At 50.7% G+C, this 14,210-nt stretch carries 6 protein-coding genes; all 6 read left to right on the top strand.

Going from position 1 to position 14,210, the window contains the following annotated elements; all coding sequences use genetic code 11:
• Positions 1-138 precede the first annotated feature (138 nt).
• The 6 genes from ACYVIY_RS09285 to ACYVIY_RS09260 all read left to right on the top strand — a co-directional run bounded on the left by ACYVIY_RS09285 (position 139) and on the right by ACYVIY_RS09260 (position 13,916).
• A complete protein-coding gene (locus tag ACYVIY_RS09285) occupies positions 139-342 on the top strand; it encodes a hypothetical protein (RefSeq protein ID WP_460976047.1) in 204 nt (67 codons plus the stop codon).
• A gap of 456 nt (positions 343-798) precedes the next feature.
• Complete coding sequence (locus ACYVIY_RS09280) at positions 799-4,923, top strand: hybrid sensor histidine kinase/response regulator transcription factor (RefSeq protein WP_460976046.1); 4,125 nt, start codon at positions 799-801, stop codon at positions 4,921-4,923.
• A gap of 267 nt (positions 4,924-5,190) precedes the next feature.
• On the top strand, positions 5,191-6,240 hold the full coding sequence (locus ACYVIY_RS09275; protein ID WP_460976045.1) for a ScyD/ScyE family protein: 1,050 nt from the start codon (positions 5,191-5,193) through the stop codon (positions 6,238-6,240).
• A 293-nt stretch (positions 6,241-6,533) separates the two neighbouring features.
• The gene (locus tag ACYVIY_RS09270) at positions 6,534-7,145 is read left to right on the top strand and encodes a Crp/Fnr family transcriptional regulator (protein ID WP_460976044.1); all 612 of its coding nucleotides are present in this window, start codon (positions 6,534-6,536) and stop codon (positions 7,143-7,145) included.
• Between the two features lie 81 nt (positions 7,146-7,226).
• Positions 7,227-7,694: a cupin domain-containing protein gene (locus tag ACYVIY_RS09265; RefSeq protein WP_460976043.1), complete on the top strand. Its 468-nt coding sequence runs from the start codon at positions 7,227-7,229 to the stop codon at positions 7,692-7,694.
• A 489-nt stretch (positions 7,695-8,183) separates the two neighbouring features.
• Entirely contained in the window at positions 8,184-13,916 is a 5,733-nt protein-coding gene (locus ACYVIY_RS09260; RefSeq protein WP_460976042.1) for a leucine-rich repeat domain-containing protein, read from the top strand.
• The last annotated feature ends 294 nt before the right edge of the window (positions 13,917-14,210 follow it).

Raw genomic sequence — 14,210 nt, 5'->3', positions numbered from 1 at the left:
CAGATTTATAGGAAATGAATCATGTTATCGACTGCTATCAATTATTTTGACCGTTAGTACGCTCAGACCGGCATATATCAAAAATTGATTGGTAAACTGATCAGGGAAAGCCAATTTTATTGAAAAACAAACAGCACAATGGCGGGTCAGGGATCAGGTGGTAACGTACTAGCAGCTCTTTGCAGTTTCTTCATTCCGGGGTTAGGTCAGCTCTTACAAGGACGGCTGCTCATGGCCATTGTTCAGTTTGTCCTGGCGGGCGTCCTGTGGTTTATCCTAATGGGATGGATTATCCACCTGTGGTCAATTATCGATGCCGCCCGGTTCGATCCTGCCCGGTAGTTTATATAAAAGTTAAGTTTCTCTATTTGACTGGACTGGGAGGTAATGAATTCCTGGTAGGATAATCTATTGTTAGTCAGGTGAGTCTAGCGAAGCATTCAGGGCGATAAAGTTTCGACAGCTAATCCCATTCTCCTTTCCTTCATATTCATTGCATCGGTAACGCATCCGGCTTTTTTATAAGATTTGCGCAGACAGCTTTGAATGAACGCAATCTGTTAGGTGGCTTAGCTAATACGAATAAACATGAACTTAATGAAGTACCCGCATTGATTCATTTATGGGGTATATTTACAAACGTAACGTATCCATTCAGAGAGCAGTCTGATTAGTAGCTGGGTTCGTTTAAATGTAATGAAAGTCTGTTTTTCGCTTCGCCGATCTGACTCAATCGTTGTGAAATCTGTACGTGTTCTAGTAGCTACATTCCTTTGGTTGTGTTTCCTGCCGCAAGTCATGGCGCAGCCGTGTGTAGCCTGGGTAAAACATTATGGAACCGAAAACGGCTTGTCGCACCGGGAGATCAACGCCATTTTTCAGGATCGGCAGGGGTTCATGTGGTTCGGTACCAAGTTCGGCCTGAACCGCTTCGACGGTAAGACATTTACCGCCTTCACCAAAGAGCGTAACGGGCTTGATTTTGATGACATTCAATCCATTGCTCAGGATGCCGACGGAAACTTATGGCTGATGGGGCCGCACGGGAAATCACAAATTACACTCTTCAATCCGCTGACGAATACTGCTGTTTCATTTGAGAAAAAATTCAACCAGAAACTGGTAGCTAATTGCATAAACCCACCCCTGCGCGTTCTGAATAGCGAAGACGGCACTATTTTCTTGGCGAGTTGTCAACCCGCTTGCCTTATTACTTACCACCCAAAAACCGGGCTGCGGTATGCTTCATTACCTCAATTTAAGAGACTGTCAGTCATTCAGGTTACTGCCCGCAATACGGTTTGGGCCATCGCTGATACGAAGCATCTAGTTGAAATAAGTATAGAAGGGCGTATTCTTAAAGAGTATCAACATCAGGGGGCTACTGTTGAATCGTGTTTCGGTCAGCGAAATGCTGGTACTGAGCTTTTCTTTTTTACAACTAATCTGGTTACAAATGATAGGATATTCTTTCGAATAGATGAGTTCGGCAATCAGCATCGAATGGCGTTTCCGGAGTCGCAATCAAATCAACAACTCCTGTTCCCGGTTCGCTACTTAGTTGACACAACGGGTCTGATATGGGAGGGGACACAACTGCGGAATTCAGCCGGAGCGGTCGTGCTGGACGTTACCGATCAGTTGTCAGGTGAGGCAATCACCAACCGAAGCTTCCTCAGTGACCGAAATGGCTGGATGTGGCTAGGCACCAGTTTTGGAGTTTATCAGGTAAAAGTGGCCAGAAACCATTTTCGACGGCTTTTTTATACGGAATCAAATTCGGGTGAAACGGTAGCTGCCATCCGTGGTATCGCGGTAACTAACAACCAGGTTTTCGCTAATCTGGAGAAATTTGGGCTTTACACTAGCAACCAAGTAGGGGGGGCACCAAAAAAGTTGTACGGAAAGTCGGCGTTTGCCGGGATGGCCGGCTTGCGGGCGGATGGTGCAGGAAAACTGTATGTTAGTCTTAAAGGTGAGTTGCTCCTGTATGATCTTAAAACAGGAAAGTACAACCAATCTATTTTACCAAGCCGCACTGCGCCCAATAGGCTGATAGATTCCCTACCTAAAAATCCAGTGACCAACGAAACGGTCTGGACGATGGCTCCATATAGCCAAACCCAGCTGATCGCTGGAGGTCGTATGGGGCTATGGTACGTTCGGTCTGCAACGGGACAGATTACTCTGTTCACCCAGTACAATCAGTTTACGGAGCTGGCTCAGTCGCACGTCCTGCATATCGGGGCCGACCGTACAGGAACCATCTGGATCTGCTCAGACACCGGTTTGTATACGCTCGATCCGCAAAAAGGCATTACGGCTCGCTACTGGACGGGCGGCCTGGGTGGGTTTCACCTGCCCGCCGACAGTTATCAGCATTTTTATCAGGACTCAAAGGGCATCTACTGGCTGGCGACGGCTAATGCCGGTCTGATCCGCTGGGATCGCCAGCAAAATCTATATCGTCAGTTCCGACGTAGCGAGGGGTTGTCGAACGACAACATTTACGCCGTTTACCCCGACCGGCGCGGCAACCTCTGGATGAGCAGCGACTACGGAATTATGCGGTTCAATCCGGTCCGGCAAACGACTCAGACTTATTTTGTGCAGGATGGCATTACGCATAACGAGTTCAATCGAATTTCGCATGCTCAGGACAAGGACGGCAAGCTTTACTTCGGCGGACTGAACGGCATTACGGCCTTCGATCCCCGCAATTTTGAGACGGAAAAAACACCCGCTCCGCTGCTGATGCGTCTGGTTTCGTTTCGGCAGTTCGATCAGGGGCTTCGGCAGCTTGTTGACAAAACTGGGGACGTAGCCAAAACACAATCGATCACGATTCGGCCTGACGACCAGACAGCGGTGCTGGATTTTGTACTGTTGAACTATACCGACGCTGAAAAAAACGTTTATGCCTATAAGTTCAAAGACCTGGACGAGTCGTGGACGCAACAGACCGAATCATCGCTGCGGCTGAGTAATCTGCCTTATGGTACACATCAACTCCTGATTAGAGGGCAGGCTGCCAACGGCCAATGGTCGGCCAACACACTGACCATTCAGGTTGAGGTTCAACGGCCTTTTTACCTGCAAATTTGGTTCTTGCTGTTGGCAGCTCTGGCATTGATGGGTGGCATCTGGGCCTGGATGCAGTGGCGCATCTGGTCGCATCAGCGGGTAGAAGTGCGGCTCCAAACGGAAATTCGTCAGGCTACCGCTCAAATTGAGGAAGACAAAGCACTCATCGAGCAACAAGCTCAACTGCTTCATCAACTCAACGAAACGAAATCGCGATTTTTTGCCAACATTTCGCATGAGTTTCGCACTCCGCTGACGGTTATCTTAGGCATGACTTCAGAGTTGAAACGCTATAATCCGGTGGAACTGACGCAACGGATTCAGCGGTCATCAGAACTGATCGAACGTAACGGGCGCAACCTCTTGCGGCTCATCAACCAGATTTTGGATCTCTCCAAACTCGAAGCGGGAGAGATGTATTTGCAGCCCATTCGGGCCGACCTGATCGGGTTCACCCGGTACGTTGCCGAGTCGTTCCATACGATAGCGGCTGCAAAAGGAGTTCATCTGCATTTCCAAGCGGATAGGGAAACTCTCGATGCTGATTTCGATAAGGATAAGCTACAGGATATTCTGTCCAACCTGCTCACCAACGCCATCAAGTTCACCCCCGCCGACGGCCGCGTTTCCTTACAAGTAAGCACCCACGAGAAATGGCTTCCATTGCCCGAAGGCTATCATAAAGCGATCACCCCGACACAACACCGCAACGAGCCATGGATTTCTATAGGGGTACGTAATACCGGAGCTGGTATCGACGCTCACGACCTGCCGCGAATTTTCGATCGATTTTATCAGCGGTCTGCCGATGCTGCCAGTACACATCCAGTCTCTGAAACTGGCGGAACGGGTATTGGACTCTCGCTAGTGCGCGAACTCGTTTCTCTGATGCAGGGCGGCCTTGCTGTTTGGAGCAGGCCGGGCGAGGGGGCTGAGTTCGTTATCTTGTTACGACATACCCAGCAGGCCCCGGTGGCAGTAGTACCCGTTGCCGAGTCTGTTAGACCGTATGTGAATACGTTAAAAGAGGCTGAACCTACAGTTGATGCTGCGGGCGAAAAACCGGTACTGTTGCTAGTAGAAGATAATGAAGACGTAGCTGCTTATATTCTCGCCTGCATTCAAGCCGAGTACCAGGTTATCCGCGCCGAAGACGGACAGGTTGGCGTTGAGCTGGCTGTCAACAATATACCGGACCTGATTCTGAGCGACGTAATGATGCCGCTCAAAGACGGGTTTCAATTGTGCGACGAACTAAAAAACGACCCACGTACCAGTCATATCCCCATTGTGCTGCTGACAGCCAAAGCCGCAGCCAGCGACCGCATTGTCGGGCTCCGACGCGGAGCCGATGCTTACCTGACCAAGCCCTTCCACCAGGAGGAGTTGCAGGTGGTGCTCAGTAACTTGCTTCACTCCCGGCGTTTGCTTCAGCAGCACTACAGCCAATTGGCCCTGGACAGCGTCCCGCCTGAACTGCCGCTTCCGGAGGAAACGGCTTCATCCGAAGCTGAATTTTTGCTGAAGCTGCGGTCAGCGCTGGATGAACAACTGACCAATACCGATTTGTCGATTGACGAGCTTTGCCAGCAGATGGGGATGAGCCGCACTACACTCCATTCGAAGCTGGTCGCCCTGACGGGGATGTCCATCACGCGCTATGTGCGAGCACTGCGGCTGACTAAGGCCAGGGAACTACTTGTCACTTCGGATCTGAACATTTCTCAGGTTGCCTATACAGTGGGCTTTGAGGATCCTAAGTATTTCAGCCGGGTGTTTTCAGAAGAATTTGGCGTTTCGCCCGCCAAGTTCCGCCTTTCGGTTCAATCTGAACAATAGTCCACCTTTTTCGAATAATTCTCCACCTGATTCTGCTGAGGCTCTCGTAATCTTGCGGTGCAATTTGTAACCTCAAGAGTAAGACCGTCAAGCAAACATATATGTTACCAAATTTGCGATAAAAATTTACACTGCCATTGTAAGTGAGTAGTACGTCATTTGTTGTATAATAAAAAAAACGATAATAGTTCTGTATTGACTATGAAACAGATATGGCCACACCTTATTTTTGAATCTTTCCTACACTAAGTTTCAACTCGTACAATTATGATCAAAAACCGTTACGTTTCTCGTTTATTTCAGCCGTTTGCGCTGACCAGTCTTTTCCTGTTTGGTTTGGCCGGTTGTGCTATCCTTGACCATCAGTTTCCAGCACCTACCCGGTTAGTAGCCGTACAAGGGCCCCCACTGGCAACCGGACTCAAGTCTCCGCTTGGATTAGCTGAAGATCCGAAAGGCAATGTGTGGGTAACCGAAGCCGGTAGTGGAACCGTAAACAACGGGCAGGTTACTGTAATCACGCCATCGGGTTCGACCTATCCAGTTATCACCGGTTTCCCGTCGGCCCTGAGCCCCGAGAACTCTCCCGAAGGGCTGAACCATTTGTTATATGACAATGGGACATTATACATCCTGCACGCCACGGAAGATAAATTATACATAGCCAACGTAGCGGGGTTTGTGCCCGGTGTAACGCCAGCCGTAGACTTCAGCACCCTGAAAAGTGAAGACATTGGCAGCTTTGTGAAAGCTAAGCACCCGAATGCGCCCGACACCCCCGACTCAAATCCATACAATCTGACATTTGGTCCCGATGGTGACTTATTCATTGTCGACGCGGGCGGGAATGCGATTGTGCGTCGGAAGAAAACCGACGGAAGTCTGAGTATTTTCGCTACGTTCCCCGATGTTCCCAATCCTAGTTTTCCAACGGTGGGACCGCCGACGATCGATGCTGTGCCTACGGGTATTGTGTACGATGGAACCAACTTTTTAGTCAGCACGCTGACCGGCTTCCCATTTCCAACGGGACTTTCAAAAATTTATAAAGTGAGTGCAACCGGCACGGTAACCGTCCACAAAGATGGCTTCTCAGGTTTAACCGATATTTTATTGGCTCCTAGCGGCAAAATTCTGGTGACGGAGTTCGGCTTTTCGACACCCGGACGTGTTGCCAGTGGCGATGATGCCACAATGAGTTTGTTCACTCCTGCCATCACCCCCGTCGATATTCTGTTGAGCAATGCGAATCGGGATACGTATTACGTATTGTATTACGGCCCGGGTTTGATTACAAAATTACAGGCAACAAACTAGCGTATCGCTACGTAGCCATAGCATAGCCCCCCTGGGATGTTGATGACCAACTATATACCCAGGGGGGCTTTTTTATTGCTCATCACTGGAGGCATTCTACCAGATGTTTTCAGAAGAATAGGTATTTCGCCCACCAAAGCCTGGTTTTCTGGCTGATCTGAACAATAGTCCACCTTTTCCGAAGAAGAATCCACCTGTTTGTGGCGGCATCCTAGTAGACTTGTGAAGAGAGTTAAGGCTCAGTAACTGGCCTTACGTAACCCAACGTTTTCTCTCTTCAACTGTCTATACATATGACAAAGCTTAATAAATTTCTTTCTCTGCGTCGTACGCTGGACACGACGGGTAATCATATTTTTACCGACGCCGAGTTTGAGCAACTGGCGGGTTATCTAGAAGTAAAAAAGTTAAGAAAAAAAGAGTTTTTTAATCTGCAAAACGAGCACGCCCGTTTTGTTGCTTACGTCAATCAAGGCTGTTTGCGGGCCTTTCATACCAACGATGTGGGGGACGAATTCACCGTGTTTTTTGCCTTTCCCGGTATGTGGGCAGGTGATAAAACCAGCCTGTACTCCAATCGACCTTCCAGTTATAGTATTCATGCGCTGGAAGATTCAGAAATCGTGTATTTCGAAAAAGATGGCTGGGAAGAAGCCATGGAACTCATTCCGGCGCTTGAGGCCTGGTACCGGCTTCACTCCCGCCGAACACTCGAAGCAGCCCAGCGCAAGCTCATTGAGTGGCAAACGCTATCGGCCGAAGAAAAGTACCTCAGATTGCATGAAGACGCCCCCGATATCGTACAGCGCATTCCTCAGCACTACATCGCTTCTTATTTTGGCATCAAGCCCCAATCGTTGAGCCGAATCCGCAAGAAAATCATGGGGCCTGCCCTGATTTCTTAACATAGGTGAACGTTTTGCGGCTAGAACCCCAGGTAGTTTTGTCCTGAAAGCAAACACCGCTTCCTCTTTTCAACCAAAATTATGCAGTCATTAACTACTACCGGCGGGGTCGTCCGCCAGGGCGAAGGCAAACAATTTAACGTGCTGGGTCATGCCATCACCGCTCTCTTTACTCAACACACTACCGACGGAAACTACTACGTCTTTGAGCTTATCACCCCACCCGGTCTGAGCTTACCGCCCCACGTTCACGAACGGGAAGACGAACTGATCTATGTACTGGAGGGTGAGCTGGAAGTTATGATAGGAGATCAGCAGTTTGTAGCTCAGGCGGGGGACCGTATCTTCTTTCCCCGGTTTGTACCCCACGGCTTCCAGAACGCGGGCAGCAAAGCCGTTAAGGCTATCTTCACGGTAGTGCCAGGGGGCAGCTTCGAAGAGTTTTTCGAAAAGCTGGCGGCCCTGCCACCCGGTGAACCCGACATGGTCAGAATCATCCAGATCTTTGCCGAACATGGCATGACCATCCTGCTACCCCAGCAGGCGTAATCAATCGGCCGACCGCTCAGTCGTTACTTCTATAATTGAATGGTCGGCCGATTGGTGACAACTCGTTATTGCTCTATAGCGTCGATTTTTAGTCTGATTCACCGTTTTAGCCGCTCGTTTTCCGCTTCTCCGCCCCATCTGAACAATAGTCCACCTTTTTCGAAGGGAAGTCCACCCCGGTTGATTTTTTGTCCAATAAACTTACAGCGCCGTTTTCATCCTCTTTTTCAACACGGCAGTTCGTTCCCAATGGTAGTAACTTCTAACTCTTCTTTGACCGTTCCCACGAGCGGCTTTAGCTCATTTTTGCCTACTATGAATCGTCCTACTACGTGTTTAGATCCCTGACTTGGTATATGAGCGCTTCCTCAAACGCATCTATACCCTAATGGCCGCTATAATACCTAACATTTTAAAATCCAATTCAACGCATAGATGATTTGTTTTTACTCTCTTTCCGATCAGCGTTACTTCTCAACTTTCCTGTTAATGAATCAGCGACTTAAACCCATCCGTATTTCTCTGACATTGTCAGTCCGATACGCACTTGGCCTTTTGTTGACTATACTTTTTCTCAGCTTACCATTATTGGGGATTGCTCAAGCTCCTTCGATAATATGGCAGAAGGCGTTGGGAGGATCAGCTCTTGATATTCCAAATGATATTGTTGCTACACCGGATGGAGGCTATGTAGCGGTAGGACGGGCACAATCTACAGATGGCAATGTCACCGGTAATCATGGGCGGGCTGATGTCTGGGTCGTTAAAGTGAATAGCGCGGGTGATCTGGTCTGGCAAAAAGCGTTGGGGGGCAGCAACGGTGACGACGCGTATGCGGTGACTACTACGTCGGACGGTGGTTTTGTGATTGCAGGTGGAACTTCCTCCAGCGACGGCGACGTAACGGGCGATCATTCGACAACCGATTATTGGATAGTTAAGTTAAATAGCACCGGTGGTCTGGTCTGGCAAAAAACCTTTGGTGGTTCCTTAAATGACGTAGCCCAGGATATAGTTTCCACGCCAGATGGCGGCTTCGCAGTTGTTGGGTCGTCTATGTCCTTTGATGGGGATGTAACGGATAATCACGGATACATTGACTTTTGGGTACTCAAGCTGAACAGCGCGGGTAATCTGATCTGGCAGAAAGCACTGGGGGGAAGTGGTTATGATCGAGCTTATGCCATAACGGCTACCGCTGATGGAGGTCTTGTCGTGACTGGTAGCTCTGACTCCGACGACGGTCAGGTAACCGGCAATCATGGGCTCGATGATTTATGGGTTGCCAAACTGAACGCGTCGGGTAATCTGGTCTGGCAGAAGTCGTTAGGAGGCACCCACTTCGAAGAAGGAAATAGCCTGGTGGTTACCTCAGATGGCGGCATTGTCATTGCTGGCTATTCGGCATCTGAGGACGGTGATTTACTAGGTAAGAGGTGGGGAGCTGATTATTGGATTGTGAAACTGAACAGTGCGGGCAACTTGGTCTGGCAGAAAACGTACGGTGGAGACGACAGCGATAGTGCTAAAGATATAAAAGTTACCCCAGATGGCGGCTTCGTTGTAATCGGTACGACTAATTCTTCCAATGGCGATATAACTAATCCGCGTGGCTACTTTGACCTATGGGTGTTGAAGTTAAACGAATCGGGCAATCTAGTCTGGCAAAAGTCGCTTGGTGGCTCACAGGCGGAGCTGGCAGCCGGCATTGTGCCAACCTCAAATGGAGAGTATGTAGCCGCAGGCTATACAGCCTCCAATGATGGTGATGTGACCGAAAATCAGGGTACAATTGACTATTGGATCGTCAAATTGGGCGTCTCTACACCTACTATTACTGAATTCGCGGCTAGTGCCAACTCTGTTTGCGCCGGTCAGACGGCACAATTTACAGCTACCTTGAGCAACGTAACAGGCAGCTATACCTATACACTCACGAACGGCACTAACTCGGTCAATGGCACCGCCAGCAGCAATCCCTTTAGTCAGACGCTGCTAGCCAGTGGGGCAGGTAGTCAAAGCTTCTCGCTGACGGTAAGTAACAACGGGCAGGTGGCTCAGGCCAGCACCAACCTGACGGTGGACAGCCACCCTGACTACCAGCCCCTGGTGGATTTGTATAACAGCACCAATGGCGCAGGCTGGGCTAACAAGACGGGCTGGCTCACTAACTGTAACCCTTGTGGGTGGTATGGGGTAACCTGCTCAGGCGGACGAGTGACTCGTTTAGATTTGCCATACAACCAGTTGAATGGTAGCCTCCCTTCGAGCCTGGGTAGTCTGACCAACTTGCAAACTTTAGCCCTCGGCAACAATCAGTTGAGTGGGAGTATTCCTGCGAGCCTGGGTAGTCTGGCTAATCTGCAAACTCTACTTCTCTCCACCAATCAGTTGAGTGGAAGTATTCCTGTGAGCCTGGGTAGTCTAACCAACCTGCAAAATCTAACTCTGGGCGATAATCAGTTAAGTGGAAGTATTCCTGCAAGTCTAGGTAATCTGACTAACCTGCGAATCCTAGCCCTCCAGAACAACCAGTTGAGTGGAAGTATTCCTGTGAGCCTGGGCAACCTGACCAATCTGAGAAATTTAGCCCTCCACAACAACCAGTTGAGTGGTAGCCTTCCTTCGAGTCTGGGCAGTCTGATCAATATTCAATTTCTATACCTCTACCAAAATCAGTTGAGTGGTTGTTACCCACCCAGCCTGACGACTTTCTGTAGGGTTGTGAACAAAGATTTTAGTAATAATGCGGGCTTGCCCGGTGAGGGTAGTGCCGCTGCGTTTAGCCTTTTCTGTTCTACAGGGCAGGGGGGGGATGCTTTTGTTGCCACCGCAACCACCAGTTTATCGACGGCTGCCGTAGGTAGTGTTGTTAGTTTGAGTACAGCCGGAGGTAGCAGCTACCAATGGATGACTCCAATAGGTGCCCAACTGAGCAGCACTACCGGCGCTGTGGTATCGGCTACGCTGACTACGACGGGCGTCAAGACCTTCACCGTGGTAGTAAGCCATGGAGGGACCTGTAGCCAGCCAGCCACTGTACCGGTGACGGTCACGGCTGCTTTGCCTGCTATTAGTGGCTTTGCCGCCAGTTCGGGTACCGTCTGTTCGGGCAATGTGGTTAGCTTCACCGCCACGGTGGGTAACGTAACGGGCAACTACGCCTATACGCTCACGAATGGCACCAGCTCGATCGATGGCACCGCCAACGGCAGTCCCTTCAGCCAGACCCTCGTAGCGAGCGGTTCAGAAAGTCAGATCTATACGCTAACCGTGGCTGCCAACAACCAGATCAGTACTGCTGTTACGCCTTTAACGGTAACCACCTTAGCTCTTACCGGCTCCGTGACTGACGTGAGTTGCAACGGCGGCAGCAATGGTTCGGCAACCGTCAGTGTTTCTGGTGGCACATCCGGCTATAGATATAGTTGGTCACCGACGGGAGGTAGCCAGCCCAGCGTTGCCAACCTGCGTGCCGATACGTATACAGTCACCGTTACGGATGCCAATAATTGCCAGGCCACCCGCCAGTTTACCATTAGTGAACCTGAAGCGTTGACTACCAGTTTGGCCAGCTCGGGCACCATCACCTGCGCTAATCCTACCGTTACGTTGACGGCCAGCCCATCAGGCCAAGACAATTACGCTTTCTCCGGACCAGGCTTCAGCCAAAGCGGAGCCAGTCCCACCGTTTCGGTCACGGCAAGCGGTACGTATTCGGTCACGCTGACCAACGCTACGGGCTGCACGGCAACCGCAACCATACTTGTTGAACAGAACACGACAGCTCCCCAAAACGTGACGTTAACGAACAACGGGCCGTTAACGTGCAACAAGACCAGCGTTACGTTGTCGGCCAGCCCATTCGGTCAGAGCAACTATGCCTTCTCCGGATCGGGACTCAATCAGAGCGGGAGCAGCCCAACCGTATCAGTCACGGCAAGCGGCACTTACTCCGTAGCAGTGACAGGAGCCAACGGCTGCTCTTCAACGGCAACTACGACTGTGTCACGGCCCGAACCCTTAGAGGCTACCGCATCTGGTGTGGATGTATCCTGCTTTGGAGGAAGTAATGGTAGTGCTACGGTCAATGTCAGCGGGGGGACAGCACCGTACGCTTACCGCTGGTCATCTTCGGAGAGTAACCAGCCTACTGCTACGGGCCTAACCGCTGGTGTTTATAGCGTGACGGTGACCGATGCTAACAGCTGTACACTCACCCAACAGGTTACGGTCAGCCAACCACCTTTGCTGCAAATTGGCGGCTCTCAACAGGATGTCACTTGCTTTGGGGGCACCAATGGCTCCGCTACGGTAACGGCTATGGGTGGTACACCTAGCTATACCTACAACTGGTCATCTTCGGGGGAGAAAGGGAACACAGTCTCCGGGCTGTCAGCCGGTACGTACACTGTCACGGTGGAAGATGCTAACGGTTGCCAGATGAACCGCCAGTTCACCATCAGTGAGCCGGAAGCGTTGACTACCAGTTTGGCCAGCTCGGGCACCATCACCTGCGCTAATCCTACCGTTACGTTAACGGCCCGTCCATCAGGGCAGAGTAGCTATGCTTTCTCCGGACCAGGATTTAGCCAGAGCGGGACTAGTCCAGCCGTTTCGGTCACGGCAAGCGGTACGTATTCGGTTACAGTGACCAACGCTACTGGTTGCACGGCTACCGCAACTACGGAGGTTCTGAGCAACACAGTGGTTCCCCAAAACGTGACTCTTGGTAATAGTGGTACGCTGACTTGTGCCCAAACCAGCGTCAGCCTGACGGCTGGTAGCAGCACAGAAAATGTTACGTACAGTTATTCCGGACCAGAGGCCATTAGCGCCACCGGGCCTATTGTGCAGATAAGCCAGCCGGGTACTTACACCGTGACCGTTATGGGTGCCAATAGTTGTCTAAGCACCGCAATTACGACGGTTGAGAGTAATACGATTGCCCCCAACGCCAGCCTGGTTAGTTCTGGCACAATCACTTGTGCGAATCCTACGGTCACACTGGCCGCGCAGCCATTGGATCAGAGCAACTACACCTTCTTCGGGCCGGGCCTCAACCAGAGCGGTACCAATGCCATAACTTCCGTCACCGAAGGTGGTACGTACACGGTTACAGTCACGGGCGCTAATGGCTGCTCCGCTGCGACAACAGCGACGGTAGAACGTAACACGACGGCTCCTCAAGAGGTAACCTTAAGTAATGATGGAGCGATTACCTGCGCGAAGCGTTCTGCTCAGCTTATCGCTGCCAGCAGTACTACGGGCTCACTGAGTTACAGTTTTGCCGGGTCTACGCCAATCTCTCAAACGGGTTCCGCTAAGGCTACGACAACCGAGCCGGGTACTTATACTGTGACGGTCACGGGAGATAATGGCTGCTCAGCATCGGCCGTTACCACAGTTGGTATTAATGTAAATGCAGCTACGGTCGATCTGACCAACAGTGGTCCCTTATCCTTTACCAACACTTTCGTTACGTTAATGGCAACGTCCAGCCCCAACTACAGTTATGTCTTCAGTACTGGCGCTGCTCAGCAGGAGGGTGGCAACACGGCTAAAGTAACCACTACGGGCGTCTATTCCGTAACCGTTATCCGCTTAGACAATGGTTGTACGGCTACGGCTTCCACGACGGTGCTGGGGGGCAATAACCCCACCGCCTGCCGGGGAGCGACAACCGTAATTAACGTAGTAGTCGATGGAGATCCAGTGAAGTATGAATGGTACAAGAACAGCCTGACGAGCCCTAAGCTGATGGAGACGCCCCAGCTTTTCCGGGGTACGGCTACCTCGAGCCTGACCTTAATCAACGCGCAGAGCAACACCCAGGGCAACTTCTATCTCAAAGTCTCCGACCGCTCAGGCACGGTGAAGGTCTATGGTCCGTATCGGTTAGCGGTTGACGCTAACTGCCGGGCTCGGGAAGCGGCCGAATTCGAGATACCGTTGCAAGTGGAATTAGCGCCTAACCCCATCCAGCAGGATAAACTACGGGCCGTTGTTCGCGGTGCTGAGGGACGCTCGTTACAAGTTGAACTGGTTGATCTAAGCGGTAAGCCGATTCGTCGCCAGCACTGGAATCAGGCAGAGGCTGTACAGCTCGTAGAATGGGATATGCAGTCGCAAAATTCGGGCGTTTATCTCTTGCAGGTGGTGAGTGAAGCTGGCAATGGAGTTCAGGCTCAGCGGCAGAACCTGAAAGTAATCAAGCCTTAGCTACCTGGGCTGATCCGCTAATTGATCCTTGTTCAACACAAAACCAGACTAATTAACGGTCTGGTTTTGTGTTGAACAAGGATTTTTATTGAAAACGCCTGACTGGGGTAGTTCTACCTCGCTGAACAGCCAAGTAAGTTTAATCAGCAGTTAGAAGTAGTGCTGCCTGACTCAAACGAAGATCATCTAACCCCTGATAAATGCCGCTGTCTGTAATAGGCGTACCTGAATCAGTTGAAAGTAAATAGTTGATGAACGTAACGACCAGAAGTTAACATACCAGTATACATTGGC

The sequence above is a fragment of the Spirosoma knui genome, assembly GCF_054780635.1.
The sequence above is the reverse complement of the archived record's forward strand: the minus strand, read 5'-3'. Positions and strand labels throughout refer to the sequence as shown.